Origin of the sequence: Hungatella hathewayi WAL-18680, assembly GCF_000235505.1 — a bacterium.
Classification (GTDB): domain Bacteria; phylum Bacillota; class Clostridia; order Lachnospirales; family Lachnospiraceae; genus Hungatella_A; species Hungatella_A hathewayi_A.
Window position 1 is genome coordinate 119114 of sequence record NZ_JH379030.1, and the last position, 16516, is coordinate 135629.

Here is a 16516-nt window from a genome sequence, read left to right on the forward strand (position 1 = left end):
CTATTCCCGTTCCAAATAATACTGCAGCGCCCCAACCAGGTTGGCATCGTTAAAATACTGGCAAGTCGTCACCTGGGCCTTCGGCACCCGGTAAGGAAACATGGATTCATAATACTCCAGATTCTTCCTGATATACGTAAGCAAAAGCGGCTGCCTGCTGATTCCACCCCCGATTGCAAACAACTCCGGGTCAAAAATCACTTGAAAATTCATGATCATAAAGGCAATATCCCGCGTAAACTTATCAAGCGCTTTTCGCACCAGCTCATCCCCGTCCTCAGCCCACCGGAACACGTCAAAGCCTGTCACACCTTCACTTGAAACTCCTCTCGCTCTCGCTGCCATGGTAATCAGACGTTCACTGCCATTTCGTTTTGCCCAGGTACTGCTCTCCAGATCGCATTCCTGTTCCATCATAATAAAGCTGAACTCTCCCGCCGCAAAATGCTTCCCCGTATGTACCTTGCCATCCTTGATAAAAGCTCCTCCGATTCCGGTCCCAAAGACCAGCACCACCGCGTCCTGGCAGCCCTTCAATGCTCCACAGGATACCTCCGCCAGAGCCGCGCATTTGGCATCATTCATGATAGTAACCGGCACCTGGCACCGCTCTCCCAAACGCTTGGCCAACGGAAACTGCTCCACATAAGTCAAATTCCCGCCCGTCACACAGATTCCACGTTCACTGTCAATCATCCCCGGAACCGACATGGCAATTCCAGCCACATTTCCCTCCAATCTGCGATAAATCCCTTCCAGCACATCCAGATATCTCTCAATTCCCTCATAGGGCGTGGGCTCACTCCCTTTTTCATAAAAGTTCAGTTCCTTATCCATCACCGCATATTTGATGGAACTGCCCCCAACATCGATACACAAATACCTATTCTCCATTATAACACTTCCCCATTGGATGCAATCACCTTCTTAAACCAGTCAAAAGACTTCTTCCTGCTCCGGTGCATATCCCCGCTGCCGTCATTGTGCTTATCCACATAGATAAACCCATACCGCTTGTCAAGCTCCCCGGTTCCGGCGCTGACCAAATCAATACAGCCCCAGGGCGTATAGCCCAGCAAATCCGCGCCGTCCTCCTCCACCGCCTTTTTCATCTGCTCAATATGGATTTTTAAATACTCAATCCGGTAGTCATCCTGAATGGAGCCATCCTCTTCCACCTTATCATAGGCTCCAAGCCCATTTTCCACGATAAACAGCGGCACATCATACCTATCCGTGAACCAGTTCATGGCGTACCGCAGCCCCACCGGGTCAATCTGCCAGCCCCAGTCCGACGCCTTCACATACGGGTTCACCACCAAATCCCGGGCCTCATCATAGTCAAACCAAGCATTCTCCTCCCTGTGACGAATACAGAAAGACATGTAATAACTGAATCCAATATAGTCCACAGTCCCCTGTTTTAAGTCAGCCATATCCTCCTCCGTCACATCCGGTGTCATCCCCTTCCGCTCCCAGTACTTCAGGATATTGGGCGGGTACTCTCCCTTCACATGGACATCCGTATAATAATACCGTTTCTGCATGGCCTTCTCTGCCATCAGCACATCCTCCGGCCGGCAGGACGCCGGATAAACCGGGCACATCGCTATCATACACCCAATCTGAAAGTCCGGATTTATCTCATGCCCCAGCTTCACCGCCCGGGCGCTGGCTGTCAGCTCATAGTGGGCCGCCTGGTACATAAGCGCCTCCGCATCCTCCCCATCCCCGCACAAAATCCCGGAATCCGCGTACAGTCCGAACAGGCTCCGGTAATTGGCCTGATTATTAATCTCATTAAAGGTCATCCAGTATTTCACCTTACCCCGGTACCGCTCAAAACATACCGCCGCAAACCGCACGAAGAAATCAATCAGCTTCCGGTTTCTCCAGGCGCCATACGCATCCACCAGATGAAGAGGCATCTCGAAATGGCTCAGTGTCACCACCGGCTCCATCCCATATTTCAAGCACTCGTCAAACACTTCATCATAAAATCGCAGCCCCTCCTCATTGGGCTCCTCCTCATCCCCGTTTGGGAAAATCCGGGTCCACGCAATGCTGGTCCGGAAACATCGAAAGCCCATCTCTGCCAGCAGTTTGATATCTTCACGGAAATGATGGTAAAAGTCTATCCCCTCATGATTGGGGTAATGCTCCCCCTCCACAATTCCATCTGTCACTCTTCTCGGTGTTTTCTGATTGCCGGAAGTCATCACATCCATAATGCTTAACCCCTTCCCGCCCAAATCATAACCACCCTCCAGCTGATGGGCCGCCACCGCACCGCCCCACAGAAAATCTTTTCGCAATCCCATAAGCAATTCCTCTCTCTTTCTAACCGCGCTTCCTATGGAAGGCAATTCCCTGCCGCCTGATAAATCTCATACCACTCTTCTCTGCCAAGCCTCACATCCCCGGCCTTTGCCAACTGGCGCAGCCGCTCTGGCTTCGTCGTTCCCACAACCGCCTGCATGGACCCCGGATAACGGAGAATCCAGGCGATTGCCACCGCCGCGCTGGTCACACCCCGCCCGGCCGCAATACGCTCCAGACACCGATTCAACTCCCCAAATGCCTCATTTCCCAGAAAGGTTCCCTCGAAATATCCATACTGCAACGACGACCATGCCTGCACCGTCATCCCCTTCAGCCGGCAGTACTCCAGCACGCTTCCGTCCCGCATGATTCCCGGCTCCGAAGCCATGTTCACATGGAAGCCGGCATCCAGCATCGGCGTGTGGGCGGCAGAAAACTGCAGCTGGTTGGCCGCAAGCGGCATCCCCAGATACTTTTCCAGCAATTCCATCTGCATCGGGTTCATATTGCTTACCCCGAACTCCGCCACCTTCCCCGAGGTCTTCAGATGGTCAAATGCTTCCGCCACCTCCTCCGGTTCCATCAATGCATCCGGCCGGTGCAGCAGAAGCATATCCAGATGGTCTGTCCAAAGACGCCGCAGAATTCCGTCCACAGATTCCAGAATATACTCCCTGGAAAAATCAAAAAATCCATCCCGGATTCCACATTTGGACTGCAAAAATATCCGCTCCCGCAGCCCCGGCTTCGCCGCCAGCACCTGTCCGAAGATTTCCTCCGATTTCCCGCCTCCATAGATATCCGCATGGTCAAAGGCCGTGATTCCCTCCTCCATGGCTGTCTCCACAAGGGCCTCCACCTCCGTGGCAGACATATCTCCAATCCTCATACACCCCAGCACCACAGCAGAAGTCTTTCTCTTCCCAGTTCCTATCGCTGTCTCTTTCATTTTCCTCTCCCTTCCAGCACTAATACACGATCCATCCCGTCACACCGGTTCCGACACGGCAGACAGTTCCCCCACACCTCATCTCTGTGGGGGAACCGCCTGTCACTGCCTTTCTGTCTCCTACTCAGCAATCATAATATTCTTCCGGAATACCTCCACCAGCTGCTTTGCCGCGTCCTCCGGCACCTCATGGCCCGCAAAGGGTCCCTCCGGAGAACAGATTCCGGCCTTGATTCCATATATCCGCTCCAACAGCAGCTTAATCCCCGGCAGATTACCGATTTCCGGCCGGTTATACGCCTCCGCCACCTCATTGGCGCAGTACTGAAGTTCCCTGGCTCCCTTGTAATCTCCCGCCTGCACACGCTCAAAAATCTGTTTGTGATGATAGCAGGTGACCGCCTGAAGCGCACCGATGTTGCCGTCCGCCCCCATGATCTGGGAGCAGACTGCCAGCTCATCCGCCCCGGTCAGAATATTTAAATCCGGCCGGTATTTTTAAACCGCTCCAGGATATAAAAGTTATTATCCGTAAACTTGATCCCCCGGAATGTGGGAACCGCCTCCATGGCCTTCAAAAGCTCATCCGGCCCGATACTCTTTCCTGCCGTCAGCGTCTTACCGCCGGCCACCCAGTAGATATAAAATGGCGTACCCGGCGCCGCCTGCGCAATCCGCTTAAAATAATCCACATTGTCCTGGAGCGACGCGCTCTCGGAAATTCCCACGGAAGCCACGGCATAGGCGCCGTACCGCTCCGCATGAGCCGCCAGCTCTACCGAATCGTCCAGATTTTCATTATATCCCACATGCACGAAGATCGGTAACTGCTCTCTCCCCGCCTCCAGCACCGCCTGCGCCCAGATTTTTCGTTTCTCCACGCTCAGATCCGCACCTTCTCCGGTCCAGCCAAGCATATACAGCCCCGCTGCCCCCTGTTTGACATACATGTCAATCAGCGGCTTCGCAAGTTCCGTTTTCACTCTGCCCTCCCCATCCAAAGGCGTCACAAGCGCCGGAAGCACTCCTGTCAATAACTCTTTCATACATTCTTTCCTCCATTTTCCCATATTCTAATCTTGCAAATCCAGCATTTCCTGTAGATACGCACCTTTTGTACGCAGCTACCCCTTCACCGCCCCGCTGGTCAGCCCCGCCACAAAATACTTGTTCAGCGTGACAAACACAATCAGCATCGGCACAACCGCCATCACCGTTCCGGCCATCATCAAATCCCAGGAGGAGATGGCTTCCCCCGCATTCTTCATGGACATAATTCCCACCACCAGCGGCTGTTTATCCGGATTCCCCAGGGTAAACACAAGAGGCAGCAGATAATCATTCCAGGAATTCATAAAGGACAACAGCCCCACCGTGGCTATGAGCGGCTTCGTCAGCGGAAAGATAATATAGAGAAATGTCTTAAAAAAACTGCACCCGTCCATCTGGGCCGCCTCATCAATCTCCCTCGGTATTCCGTCAATAAACCCCTTCGACAGATACAACTGCGTCACATTGATTCCAAATATGTAGATAATAATGATACCCCACAGGGAATTATTCAAATGCATGCTCTTGGCAATCTGCAGCTGTGGAAACAGATACAGACTTCCCGCCGAGATAAACATGGAAAATGTAATCAGTCCCAACAGCGGTTTCTTCCCCGGAAAATTCCCCCGGGAAAACACATACCCCGATGTGATGGAAGTGACAATCGTCCCAATCACAATTGCCGTACACATAAATACACTGTTCCAGATATATTTCCTGAAATTTGACTCCTCCCACGCTCTGACATAATTGTGAAATGATATCTTCTCCGGGAAAAACGAGGAGGAAGTCAGAATCGCGCCGGTGGATTTAAACGATGACAGCACCACGTAGAAGATGGGAAATACCACCACCACCGCCAGCGCCCCAAGCGCCAGATACAGGACTGCCCCATAAACTCTCCGTTTTATTTTCACTTATCTGTTCCCCCTCACTAATAAAAATCTCCAACCTGCTTCGTGGCCTTCAAAAAGCCGCCGATGACAATGCTGATAATCAAAGCCGTAATCACCGCCAGCGCGGAAGAATATCCGTACTGGCTGATGGTATCCGCCGAGCCGTAGGAAAAGAAATACTTAAAGGTGTAGGACATCACCACCTCTGTGGATCCGCCCGGCTGCCCGTTGGTCAGCGCCAGTACCATATCCGACATCTTGATGCCGTTAACCAGAAACAGCATCATCACAATCTTGATGGTCGGCGACAGCATCGGCAGCGTAATCTTTGTAAATCTCGTCCATGTGTTCACGCCGTCAAGGGAGGCGCACTCGTATATCTCCAGCGGGATATTCTGCAGCCCCATGATAAAAAATATCATGTTGGTGCCAAAGCCCCTCCACACACTGGCCAGGATAATTACAATATCCGCCAGCCCTTTTGTGCCAAACCAGTTCACATTTCTGGCAATCAGCCCCGACTGCTTTAACAGCAGGTTAACCGGCCCCTGGAAGGGGTCAAACAGCAGGTAGAACACAATTCCCACAATGGCGGTACTCACAATCGCCGGTGAGAAAAACAGGGTTCGAAAGAACGCGTTAACCTTCTTCCCGCTGTTTAGCACCACTGCCAGAAACAGCGCCAGCGGAATCTCCAGAACCAGCTTGCCGCCCACAATTAAAAAGGTGTTGGCTAACGACTGCCAGTATCTGGTATCCCTGGTAAAAGCGCGGATATAATTGGCAAAGCCGATAAATTTTGCGGTGGTCATGCCGTCATAATCAAACCACGACCACCGGATCAGCCACAGCATCGGATAGATGGTGAACAGGAGGAAACCGGCCAGCATCGGGGCAATCATCAGATAGCTCTGCACGGTATCCCTATTTTTCGACCATCCCGCCCCTCTATTTTTCTTCTTTTTCATTTCCGTCCGCTCCTCTTTTTACTCACTTTTATTTCGCACTGGTGTCCCAGGACTCATCCAGATAGATGCTCATATCCAGGCCATCCTTAATAGCCGTCTCAAGCGCCGTGTTATAGCGGTTGTCAAGGTCCGTCAGCACCGCATTCACATCCACGTCTAACGGTCCGGAGATTAAATTCACCAGCGTACTCTGGTAATCCGCTCCCTCCACCGTAATCACGCCATCCGGAGGCGTCATGGTAAAATAGGAATTGGAGGTATCGCCAAACTCCTTCGTACCCACCTTTTTAAACTCTGCCGGCATCTGGGCCTGAATATCGGCGCGGGCCATAAAGTCCACTTCGTTGTTCTGGATTTCCAGCTGCACATTCTCTCCGTGAAGCAGGGAGTACACCTTCATCGCCTTCTCCGGCATCTTCATGGCGCTGGCGCCAAGACAGAGCATATCTGCAATCTGTGCGTAGTTCTTGTGTGCATTGGCCGTATCTACCACCGGGATATCGCAGACTCCCAGCTCAAAGTTCGTTCCAAGCTCCGCCCAGAATTTATCCAGGTTGGAGACATCCCAGTTTACACCCGGCAGCATGGCGATGCGTCCTGCCGCGAACTGTGCCATCAGCGTATCGTTATCCATCCCCTCACCGCCCGGGAAAATGCTTCCGTCAGCCTTCATCTGGAGAATTTTCTCCACATTATCCGTAAAATCGGCGAAACGGAACTTTCCGCTGGAGAAGTCATAGCCCATATGTCCCACGGAGCTGGCAAACTGTGCCGCAAAATACCATTTTCCGGAGGATGCGGAGTCCTTTAAATGGACACCATAACCGTAGGCTTCGCCGTTGTTGTCCTCCGTCACCTTTTTGGCGTAAGCCACAACATCATCCCAGGTTTTCGGCGCTTCAGTAATTCCCGACTTTTGTAACAAGTCTTTGTTGTACATGAATTTTGTCGTCAGCACCTTAATCGGCGCGCTGTAAGTCTTTCCCTCAAAGGTCGTGTAACCATTGATTAAGATATCCTCATAATCCTTTAAAAACTCTGCTCCACCCGGCATATCATCGATGGGAACCATCCATCCCGCTGAGATAAACGGCTCCTTCACCGTGCCGACAAACTTATATAGCTCCGGTCCCTGGTCCGCTGTCAGCGCCACCTTCAGCACATCATGGTAGTCACTGCCAAATACCTTGTAATCAATATTGATTCCGTCGACCAGGCCCTGGCCCTTGTTATATTCCTCCACAATCGGCCCCAGCACGGCTTTATAGGAAGCGTCGTTGGTCCATACCCGGACCGTCTCCATCTCCACATTGCTGCCGGTCTCACCTGCCGCAGTTCCCGGCTGTTCGACGCTCTCCGTTTTGCTCCCACAGCCTGCCAGACTCCCCAGTACCAGCGCGCCAGCCATGAAAAAACCCATTGCCTGTTTGCTTGTTCGATTCCATTTCATAATCCGTTTCCCCTTTCCTGTGTTTGATTCGTTTTTGCATTTCCCTCTGCCCTATAACCATACCAGAGGAAAAGTATAAAATAAATACAAAAAACACCTCAAAAAATCCAAAATATTATGCACTTCGTCCGATTCATTGACTTTCAATTCTTCATTTATTATACTAATAACCACAAAACAACTGGCAAAAGGAGGATTTTTCATGAAATTTCGGAACAAAATAATCCTGTACTTTTTACTCTCGATTCTGGTTCCTTCCATCCTCATCACCACCATCATGTACAGCGGTTCCGTCCGCATTTTCGATAAAAAAAATGAATGAGCTGGTGGAAAAAAATCTAAGCTCTGTCCGCATGCTGGTGCAGCAGCGGCTGGCTTTTATCGATGAGCTGACCACCTTGATTTCCATGAATCCCCTGATACAGGAGGTCCTAAGCGCGCCTCCCACCGATGACACCAACGACATTGTGACTCAGATTATCAAGCTGGACCACGCCCTGGACAGCTACTATATCTCCAATTACTACGCCTCCACCAGTTCCCCTATCGTCCCGGTCATCCATATGATCGACAGGCCCGCGTTTCAGAGATTTGACATCTCCGATAAGGTACGGGATATATCCGTCCTGGAGGATTTGAGCTGGTACCCGGAGGCATCCGGGAAGAATACGGCCATTGTCGCCGATTCCCAGACCGGCTCCGTCGTCATCACCCGCAAACTCTATGACCTGCAGACCGTGGAGACAGCCCGGTATGCGGCCTTTTTGACCGTATCCCTGGAGCACTCCTTCTTCGGCCAGCTTCTGGAAACCTATAAACCCACGCCGGGCAGCAAGACCCTCATCTACGATTCCGGCCAGAATCTCCTAAGCTCCAGCGGCGATTTGACCGACAATGAAAGCGCCTACCTCAAGCAGGAATTTTCAAACCTCTCCTCCTCGCCCACCCGCCTGAAACTGGATGGACGCCCGGTAGTCATCGCCGCGGAACCGCTTCAAAATGCGGACTGGACCATCGTGGTGATCACGGACCTGAACGATATCAACAGCAGCCAGAACGCGCTGACCTGGATTGTGGTGTTCCTTATTATTCTCAGCATGGGCATCGCTCTATTCACGGCCCTTTTGCTGTCCCGCAATCTGTCCCGACCCATCCTGGCGATTGTGGATTCCATGCGCACCGTGGGAGACGGTAACTTTTCCATTGATATTCAGTATGATAAAAATGATGAATTCCGCTATCTGATTAATCAGTACAACAAGATGATTTCCAGAATCCAGCAGCTCATTGACGGGCTCTACATCAGCGAGTCCAACAAACAGAAGGCGGAGCTGAAAGCCAAGGAAATGCAGTTGAAAGCCCTCCAGGCCCAGATTAATCCCCACTTTCTCTACAACACCCTGGACTCCATCAACTTAAGCGCCATCAAATATAACGTGCCACAAATCAGCGACATGATTAATGCCCTGGCAGACTTCTTCCGCTACTCCTTAAGCCGCGGCGAGCCGGTCATCACGCTGGAAAAGGAAATCCGCCACACCCAGGCCTACTTAGAACTTCAGGCCATCCGCCACGGCCCCAATTTACAGTACCGCTTTTTGATACCAGGCAGCTTATACCGGGTCCGAATCGTCAAACTGGCGCTCCAGCCTCTGGTGGAAAATGCCGTGCTCCACGGATTCTCCTCCCAGAACCACCAGCTTTCCATCACCATTGCCGCCGCCTGCAGTGAGGAGGATATCGTCATCTCCGTCACCGACAACGGCACAGGCGCTGACGCCGGAAAGTTAAACGATATTTTAAACTCCCCGGAGGACCACTCCGTGGATTCCTTTGCCATCACCAACGTACACCAGCGGATTAAAAATGCATTCGGCAATGAATACGGACTCTATTACAGAGACAATCCCCAGGGCGGACTCACCGCCGAGATTCACCTGCCGCTGGAAAACGGCAGCACAACGAACAATCCTAACAACAGGAACCGAAATACGGAGGAGCAGACATGATACGGGTATTATTGGCAGACGACGATTATTTAGTAAAGGATGTGCTGCAAAGCATGATTCCATGGGAGGAACTGGGCATGGAGATGATAGGCTTTGCCGAGGACGGGAAGCAGACTCTGGAACTCTGCCTGGAGCAGAAACCGGACCTTCTCATCACCGACATCCGCATGCCTCTCCTGAGCGGTCTGGAGGTGGCTCTCTGTCTTCGGGAACAGAACCAGAAGACAAGAGTGGTCCTTATCAGCGGAATCCAGGACTTTGACTACGCACGCACGGCTCTGGATGTCCAGGCCGACGGCTATCTCCTAAAACCCATCCGTTTAAAGGAGATCATTGCCACCTTAAAGAAGGTCCGGGAGAGCATCGAGCTGGAATCCAACCGGGCTGCATTTTTAGACAAAATCGAGACAAGACTTCGGGAAAATTTACCCCTTGCCAGAGCCACCTTCCTCCATAACCTGCTCCACGGAACCCTGGACCAGGAGGAGGCCCTCCAGGAAAAGCTGGAATACTTTGAGCTTCCCTTCCAGTCCGAGGAGACCGTGGTGGCTGCCATCGGTGTTCTGGACAATTACGGGGAGCTGTTGTCAAGCCGCAGCGAATCCCAGGTCCAGATGGTGAATTTCGCCGTCCGGGATATCATGGAGCGGACCATGGACAATTACCAGGCCGGCTTGAGCTTTGCCACCCGCGACAATGAATTCGTCCTGCTGTTCCACCGGGAGTACTGCATTCCCGATAAGATGGCCGGTATTCTGGAAGCCATCGCCGGGCTGATTGGAGAGCTTGACTGCCTCTCCATCTCCTTTGGCATCGGCCTCCCCGCCTCCGGCGTCCGCCTGGCCTGCAACTCCTACAACGAAGCCCGCAGAGCCCTGGAACACAAATTCTTTGTGGGAAACCAGGCTATTATCCAGATTGATGATATCACCGTCCCAACCACCCACCGGACAGTCCTAAACGAGGATGAAAGCTTCCGCCTTCAGACTCTGGCCCGCCAGCTTCTCCAATATGTAAAATCGGGTGACACCGCTCTCATAGCCGGTACACTGAATGATTATCTCCTGATACTGACCGGCCCGGGTTCTCTCTCCCGGGAATATATCCGGGGCCAGTTCTTTGAGCTGGTCATCCACGCCTACCGGGAATTCTGTGAAACGGAGCAGGAACTTCCCGACATGGCCGCCCGCTACACCGCCGCCACCCAGGCCATTTTAAAAGCGGAGACCGTGGCAGAAATCCGCCGTTTCACCCAGGATATCCTCCTGGCCATTGCAAAACATTTTGCCCGCAAATACCAGAACCGCCATCTTCTGCTGGTGGAACAGATTAAGACTTATATCCAGGAACACCGGACGGAAAATATCACGCTGAACGATATTTCCTCCGCCGTCTATATGTCCACCAATTATATCTGCGGGGTTTTCAAAAAAGAATGTGGACAAACCATCCACGATTACCTGCTGGACGTGAAAATGCAGGAAGGAAAACGGATGCTTCGGGAAACCACCATGAAGGTGTTTGAGATTTCAGACGCGCTGGGCTATGAAACCTCCCACTATTTCAGCTATTCCTTCAAGCGCTACACAGGAAAGACGCCTTACCAGTACCGGAAAGAAGCTTCCCCCTTCTCTTTCCTTACAGAATTGTAAGCAAAATCTGCGCGCATCGCCTTGCGCGATCTCCTTACATTTCCTATAATGAGTTCATAAAGGAGGCGATATCCATGAACGAAACAATTCTGCTGCTGGAGGACGACTTCAGTCTGGTGGACGGCCTGACTTACGCGCTTCAAAAAAACGGGTTTCGTCCAGAGGTGGCCCGCACTGTGAAGGAAGCAAATGTTCTGCTGGCCAGAGAGCATTATGACTTACTGCTGTTAGATGTGACTCTGCCCGATGGAACCGGGTTTGACGTGTGCCGGAATGTTCGCAGCCGGGACAGCAAAACTCCCATCCTCTTCCTCACGGCCTCTGACGAGGAGGTCCATGTCATCCGCGGCTTAGACTGCGGCGGGGATGACTATATCACCAAACCCTTCCGCCTAGGGGAGCTGTGCTCCCGCATCCGCGCCCAGTTGAGACGAACCTCCTTAACGCCGCAGGACACCGTCTCCGCACTTGTCTGCGGCGATCTCACCATCGACCGCTTAAACCACCGGGCGGTCTTAAAAGACGTCCCATTAGAGCTCACCGGCGCGGAATACAAGCTGCTCTCTCTGCTGGTGCAAAATGCAGGCCAGACCCTGACCAGGGATATGATTTTCGATAAACTGTGGGACGGCACTGGTAAATATGTAGATGATAACACCTTATCCGTCTATATCCGGCGGCTGCGGGAAAAGGTGGAGGCCGAACCGTCAGCTCCGGAACATTTAATCACCGTCCGTGGCTTCGGCTACCAGTGGAAGGAGGGATCCTCGTGAAGCTGTTTCATGACCGGCAGACAAGGCATTACCTTCTCTTTCTCTTTAGCACTCTGGTTCTGCTCTCTGCGCTGTTTCTGGCACTTTCCTTCCGACAGGACCGCCTTATAAAAGACGTGCTGCTGTCCCACGACGGGGCTATTCTCTCCGCACTCTTAGAACAGGGAGTCCCGGAGGCGGCAGCCGTCAAAGCCGTCACGGCTTCCGGTCCATCTTCTGTCATCTCTCCCGAAGGGAATGCTCTGATGGAAAAGATCGGACGGACCGCCCAGACCTCCTCACGGTATCTTCCGGCTGTCAGAGCGCCGCTTCAATCCTTAAACCGTTTCCTCCTGTTTCTGCTGGCGCTGATGACCGTGCTGCTTTTGGGAGGTTCTCTGTGTTTTCTTACCCGCCGGGAGCGCCTATACCGACAGGCAGTTGACGCTGTGGCACATTTCACGGCCGGAGATTATTCCGTTCACTTACCCCGTACCGAGGAGGGGACCCTTCATCTGCTGTTTTCCTCCATCGACCGCCTGGCCATGGCGCTGCGTTCCCAGACCGAGACGGAGCACCGGACGAAGGAGTTCTTAAAAGATACGATTTCCGACATTTCCCATCAATTGAAAACACCGCTGGCGGCCATGACGATGTACAGTGAGATCATCGCCGCCGAACCGGACCACCCGGACACCGTGTCTGCCTTTACCGGCAAAATGCACCAGTCTCTCAACCGTATGGAGCAGTTAATCGCCTCCCTGTTGAAAATCACACGGCTGGATGCCGGCAATATCACCTTTGAGTTTGAACTTCATCCTATCCGGGAAGTTGTGGAACACGCCATCCAGGACTTAAACGTAAGAGCACATCTGGAGGAGAAGGAACTGATTTTGGAAGGCGGCGGGGAACGGCTGCTCTGCGACTTTTCCTGGACTGCCGAGGCGTTTGGTAACCTGGTGAAAAACGCACTGGACCACACTGGGGCGGGAGGCATCATCCGGATATCCTGGGAGTCTTCCCCCTCCATGGTGCGTATCCTTGTAGCCGATAACGGCTGCGGAATCGCCTCCGTGGACCTTCATCATATTTTCAAACGCTTTTACCGCAGCCAGCATTCCCTGGATACCCAGGGTGTCGGTTTAGGCCTTCCGCTGGCCAAATCCATCCTTGAAGAACAGGGAGGCGTCATCACGGTTACAAGCACCGAAGGCGTGGGAACCACGTTCACCATCTCCTTTCTTACAAAACTGTAAGTGTGGATTCACCTCATTGTCATCTGTGCCTGATAGACTTTTGTTAACGAGAGGAGGTTTAACCATCTATGAACATACTTACAGTTACCGATTTATGCAAAACCTACGGCCAGGGTGCCAGTTTCGTTCATGCCTTAAAACATGTCTCCTTCTCCTTACAGAAGGGAGAATTCGCGGCGGTAGTTGGCGAGTCCGGCTCCGGCAAAAGCACGCTGTTAAACTGCGTTGGTGCTCTGGACACCCCCACAAGCGGACGCATCACTGTGGACGGCTGTGATTTATTTACCATGAAAGAGGAAGCCCGCACCGTCTTTCGAAGACGGAATATGGGCTTTGTCTTTCAATCCTTCCAGCTGATATCCGAACTGACCGTGGAACAGAATATCATGTTCCCACTCCTGCTGGATTATCAGAAACCGGACCCCGGCGTCATGGAGGAGCTGCTGGAGATGCTGGGTCTCACCGACCGCAGGAATCATCTTCCCTCCCAGCTCTCCGGCGGACAGCAGCAGCGGGCCGCCATCGGACGCGCCCTGATCACGAAACCGTCCCTGATTCTGGCCGACGAACCCACCGGAAACCTAGATACTAAGAGTAGCCAGGATGTGATGGACTTGTTGATCCGGGCCTCCAGGCATTATCAGCAGACGATACTGATGATCACCCACAACTTAGGCCTCACCTCCTCGGTGGACCGGGTTTTGAAGGTGAGCGACGGTGTGCTTTCTGATCTTGGAGGGATGCGGCCATGAAACATTATTTAGAACTGATTCTCATCTCCTCCCGGGTACACGCAAGGCAGCACCGGATGACTTTACTCTGCATAGCGCTCTCCGTCTTCCTTGTCACCACGATATTCAGTATGGCGGATATGGAGGTCCGCAGCCAGACCATCCAGGCCCTTCACGAATACGGAAACTGGCACATCCAGCTATCCGATATCACCGGGGAGGACGCGGCCTTAATCGCCGCCCGGCCCAAGGTAGCTGCCATGTCCTGGTACGATATTTTAAACTACCGGCTGGACGAGGGCTACGCCATTGACGGACGCCAGGCCGCCATCTGCGGAATCGAGCCGCCGCTTCTTACGGACATTATGACCATGGCCGACATCCTGGAGGGGAGCTATCCCGGTGACGGAGAAATCCTGTTAAGCGAAAATGCCAAAGCCATCCAGAATGTGGCTCTCGGTGATGACGTCACGATTACACTGCCAAACAGTGTTTCCATGGATTTCACCGTCTCCGGTTTTACAGAGAATCCCTCCACCCTGCTGCGCTGGGATGCTACTGGAGCTTTTGTCTCCAAAACTACGTATCAGTCCATCCTTCAGAATGCCACCGGCCAGCCGCCGGCCCCGGATCACGGCGTCTACTACGTGCAGTTTGACCAGTCTGCCAATATGAGAGCAGAGATAAACGAGATCAAACAGGAATTCCACCTCTCCGAAACACAGGTGGGTGAAAATGTGAAACTGCTGGGCGTGATGGGGCAATCCGGCAGTTCCTATATTATGATGCTGTATGCGGTGGCTGTGATCCTGTTTCTGCTGGTGATGACCGCCGGCATTCTCATGATTGCCGGCAGCTTAAACAGCAATGTAGCCCAGCGGACCCAGTTTTTCGGCATGCTGCGGTGTCTGGGCGCCAGCAAAAAACAGATCATCCGCTTCGTCCGGCTGGAGGCGCTTCGCTGGTGCTGTCTGGCGATTCCGCTGGGAGCCGGTGCGGGAGTTGCTGTGGTCTGGGTTCTCTGCGCCCTGCTGCGCTTCTTAAGCCCGGTCTATTTTTCAGGACTGCCAGCCTTTGGGGTCAGCCCGGCCGGTATCCTGTCCGGCGCAATAGTAGGGCTTTTGACCGTCTACATCGCCTCGGGTTCTCCCGCCAAACGCGCCTCCCGCGTCTCACCGCTGACAGCGGCATCCGGCGGCGCGGCGCTGACGGCTCCCGCCTTCAAAGAAGCAGTCCTCTTCCGCCCGATTCTCCCCCGTTTTTTCAAGGTGGAGACTGCCCTCGGCATCTACCACGCCAGGGCAAGCAAGAAAAATTTTCTCCTGATGACAAGCTCCTTTGCACTGAGCATCATCCTGTTTTTATCCTTTTCAACCCTGGTGAATTTTATGGGCCACGCCATCCGGCCCTTAAGGCCCTACACCCCGGACCTCTCTTACATCAGCCCGGACAATACTCTGTCCATCGATCCGGGACTTGCCGCAAAACTGTCGGAGCATCCCGCGGTGAAGCGCGCCTATGGCCGCATGTTCGCCTACGGCCTTCCCGCCAGGGCAGACGGAAACGATATCCGGATCAACCTAATTTCCTATGAGGAACACCAGTTTCGCTGGGCCGGGGACACCGTGGTCGACGGCGCCTTAAGCACTCTGAAGGCAGATGAAAATGCCGTGCTGTCCGTGTACCATCCCGACAGCCCCCTGCCCATCGGCAGCCAGATCACCCTGGAATCAAACGGCGGGGTATTAAACCTCAACTGTGCGGGAGTACTGTCCACCTGCCCCTTTACGCAGGACGCAGGAACAGAGAATGTCATCTGCACGGAGGATACCTTCCGCCGGCTCACCGGCGCTTCCGGCTACACCATCATAGATATCCAGCTCAAAAGAGACGCCACCGAAAACGATGTAAAAGCCCTGCGTGATCTGGCCGGACCTGGTATCATCTTCTCCGACCAGCGGACAGGCAACGCCGAGGCCCGGGGGGCCTACTGGGCCATGGCCCTCTTTATCTACGGGTTCCTCGCCGTGATTGCGCTGATCACCGTGTTCAACATCATCAACAGCATCGCCATGAGCGTCTCCGCGCGGACCCGGCAGTACGGTGCCCTGCGGGCCATCGGTATGAGCAGCCGCCAGCTGGTTTTGATGGTCACCGCGGAGGCCGCTTCCTACGCCGTCTGCGGCAGCATCACTGGCTGTGCAGTGGGCCTGCCGCTCCATAAGTATCTGTATGAAACCATGGTCACCGCCCAGTGGGGAGAACCCTGGACTCTCCCCATTCATGCCTTAAGCGCCATCGTGCTGATCGTTCTCGTCACAGCCATCGTCGCTGTCCTTGGTCCTGTAAGACGAATTCACGCCATGTCCATCGTGGACACCATAAACGCCACGTAACCAGTGCGTAGCAAATCAGTACACGGCAAATGAAAAAGAAAAAACGCCGGGGCGCAGACAACTGATACTTGTCCACGCTCCGGCG

The 16516-nt window shown here is 53.2% G+C and carries 14 protein-coding genes; 6 read left to right on the plus strand and 8 right to left on the minus strand.

The window, feature by feature from the left end:
• The 8 genes from HMPREF9473_RS24370 to HMPREF9473_RS24405 all read right to left on the minus strand — a co-directional run bounded on the left by HMPREF9473_RS24370 (position 1) and on the right by HMPREF9473_RS24405 (position 7635).
• Entirely contained in the window at positions 1-894 is an 894-nt protein-coding gene (locus HMPREF9473_RS24370; protein WP_006782897.1) for an ROK family protein, read from the minus strand.
• Positions 894-2321, minus strand: a complete 1428-nt coding sequence (locus tag HMPREF9473_RS24375; protein WP_006782898.1) for a 6-phospho-beta-glucosidase — start codon at positions 2319-2321, stop codon at positions 894-896. The genes HMPREF9473_RS24370 and HMPREF9473_RS24375 overlap by 1 nt, the downstream gene beginning before the upstream one ends.
• Positions 2322-2353: 32 nt before the next feature.
• Positions 2354-3271, minus strand: a complete 918-nt coding sequence (locus HMPREF9473_RS24380) for an aldo/keto reductase (RefSeq protein WP_006782899.1) — start codon at positions 3269-3271, stop codon at positions 2354-2356.
• A 120-nt stretch (positions 3272-3391) separates the two neighbouring features.
• Complete coding sequence (locus HMPREF9473_RS28445) at positions 3392-3706, minus strand: hypothetical protein (protein WP_006782900.1); 315 nt, start codon at positions 3704-3706, stop codon at positions 3392-3394.
• 44 nt (positions 3707-3750) lie between these two features.
• Positions 3751-4317, minus strand: coding sequence for a dihydrodipicolinate synthase family protein (locus HMPREF9473_RS28450; RefSeq protein ID WP_006782901.1), 567 nt, complete (start codon positions 4315-4317; stop codon positions 3751-3753).
• A gap of 78 nt (positions 4318-4395) precedes the next feature.
• Positions 4396-5238: a carbohydrate ABC transporter permease gene (locus tag HMPREF9473_RS24395; RefSeq protein ID WP_006782902.1), complete on the minus strand. Its 843-nt coding sequence runs from the start codon at positions 5236-5238 to the stop codon at positions 4396-4398.
• Between the two features lie 17 nt (positions 5239-5255).
• A complete protein-coding gene (locus HMPREF9473_RS24400; RefSeq protein ID WP_006782903.1) occupies positions 5256-6185 on the minus strand; it encodes a carbohydrate ABC transporter permease in 930 nt (309 codons plus the stop codon).
• 28 nt (positions 6186-6213) lie between these two features.
• The gene (locus tag HMPREF9473_RS24405; RefSeq protein ID WP_006782904.1) at positions 6214-7635 is read right to left on the minus strand and encodes an ABC transporter substrate-binding protein; all 1422 of its coding nucleotides are present in this window, start codon (positions 7633-7635) and stop codon (positions 6214-6216) included.
• Positions 7636-7949: 314 nt separating this feature from the next.
• On the opposite strand from HMPREF9473_RS24405, the gene HMPREF9473_RS24410 reads away from it, so the two are divergent.
• From HMPREF9473_RS24410 to HMPREF9473_RS24435, 6 genes are all read left to right on the plus strand, one after another.
• The gene (locus HMPREF9473_RS24410) at positions 7950-9644 is read left to right on the plus strand and encodes a cache domain-containing sensor histidine kinase (RefSeq protein WP_006782906.1); all 1695 of its coding nucleotides are present in this window, start codon (positions 7950-7952) and stop codon (positions 9642-9644) included.
• Entirely contained in the window at positions 9641-11296 is a 1656-nt protein-coding gene (locus tag HMPREF9473_RS24415) for a response regulator (protein ID WP_006782907.1), read from the plus strand. Before HMPREF9473_RS24410 ends, HMPREF9473_RS24415 begins: the two co-directional genes overlap by 4 nt.
• 74 nt (positions 11297-11370) lie before the next feature.
• Entirely contained in the window at positions 11371-12069 is a 699-nt protein-coding gene (locus tag HMPREF9473_RS24420; protein ID WP_006782908.1) for a response regulator transcription factor, read from the plus strand.
• Entirely contained in the window at positions 12066-13304 is a 1239-nt protein-coding gene (locus HMPREF9473_RS24425; protein WP_006782909.1) for a sensor histidine kinase, read from the plus strand. The genes HMPREF9473_RS24420 and HMPREF9473_RS24425 overlap by 4 nt, the downstream gene beginning before the upstream one ends.
• A 68-nt stretch (positions 13305-13372) precedes the next feature.
• Positions 13373-14056 (plus strand): ABC transporter ATP-binding protein, encoded by a 684-nt coding sequence (locus HMPREF9473_RS24430; protein ID WP_006782910.1) that lies wholly within the window; start codon positions 13373-13375, stop codon positions 14054-14056.
• The gene (locus tag HMPREF9473_RS24435) at positions 14053-16431 is read left to right on the plus strand and encodes an ABC transporter permease (protein WP_006782911.1); all 2379 of its coding nucleotides are present in this window, start codon (positions 14053-14055) and stop codon (positions 16429-16431) included. The genes HMPREF9473_RS24430 and HMPREF9473_RS24435 overlap by 4 nt, the downstream gene beginning before the upstream one ends.
• Positions 16432-16516 lie beyond the last annotated feature (85 nt).

Excerpts from the sequence above, each read along its gene's own strand:
- HMPREF9473_RS24420 (WP_006782908.1), top strand. The coding sequence starts at position 11,371 with ATGAACGAAACAATTCTGCTGCTGGAGGACGACTTCAGTCTGGTGGAC.
- HMPREF9473_RS24430 (WP_006782910.1), top strand. The coding sequence starts at position 13,373 with ATGAACATACTTACAGTTACCGATTTATGCAAAACCTACGGCCAGGGT.
- HMPREF9473_RS24415 (WP_006782907.1), top strand. The coding sequence starts at position 9,641 with ATGATACGGGTATTATTGGCAGACGACGATTATTTAGTAAAGGATGTG.
- HMPREF9473_RS28450 (WP_006782901.1), bottom strand. The coding sequence starts at position 4,317 with ATGAAAGAGTTATTGACAGGAGTGCTTCCGGCGCTTGTGACGCCTTTG.
- HMPREF9473_RS24380 (WP_006782899.1), bottom strand. The coding sequence starts at position 3,271 with ATGAAAGAGACAGCGATAGGAACTGGGAAGAGAAAGACTTCTGCTGTG.
- HMPREF9473_RS24435 (WP_006782911.1), top strand. The coding sequence starts at position 14,053 with ATGAAACATTATTTAGAACTGATTCTCATCTCCTCCCGGGTACACGCA.
- HMPREF9473_RS24370 (WP_006782897.1), bottom strand. The coding sequence starts at position 894 with ATGGAGAATAGGTATTTGTGTATCGATGTTGGGGGCAGTTCCATCAAA.
- HMPREF9473_RS24400 (WP_006782903.1), bottom strand. The coding sequence starts at position 6,185 with ATGAAAAAGAAGAAAAATAGAGGGGCGGGATGGTCGAAAAATAGGGAT.
- HMPREF9473_RS24410 (WP_006782906.1), top strand. The coding sequence starts at position 7,950 with ATGAATGAGCTGGTGGAAAAAAATCTAAGCTCTGTCCGCATGCTGGTG.
- HMPREF9473_RS28445 (WP_006782900.1), bottom strand. The coding sequence starts at position 3,706 with ATGGGGGCGGACGGCAACATCGGTGCGCTTCAGGCGGTCACCTGCTAT.
- HMPREF9473_RS24405 (WP_006782904.1), bottom strand. The coding sequence starts at position 7,635 with ATGAAATGGAATCGAACAAGCAAACAGGCAATGGGTTTTTTCATGGCT.
- HMPREF9473_RS24375 (WP_006782898.1), bottom strand. The coding sequence starts at position 2,321 with ATGGGATTGCGAAAAGATTTTCTGTGGGGCGGTGCGGTGGCGGCCCAT.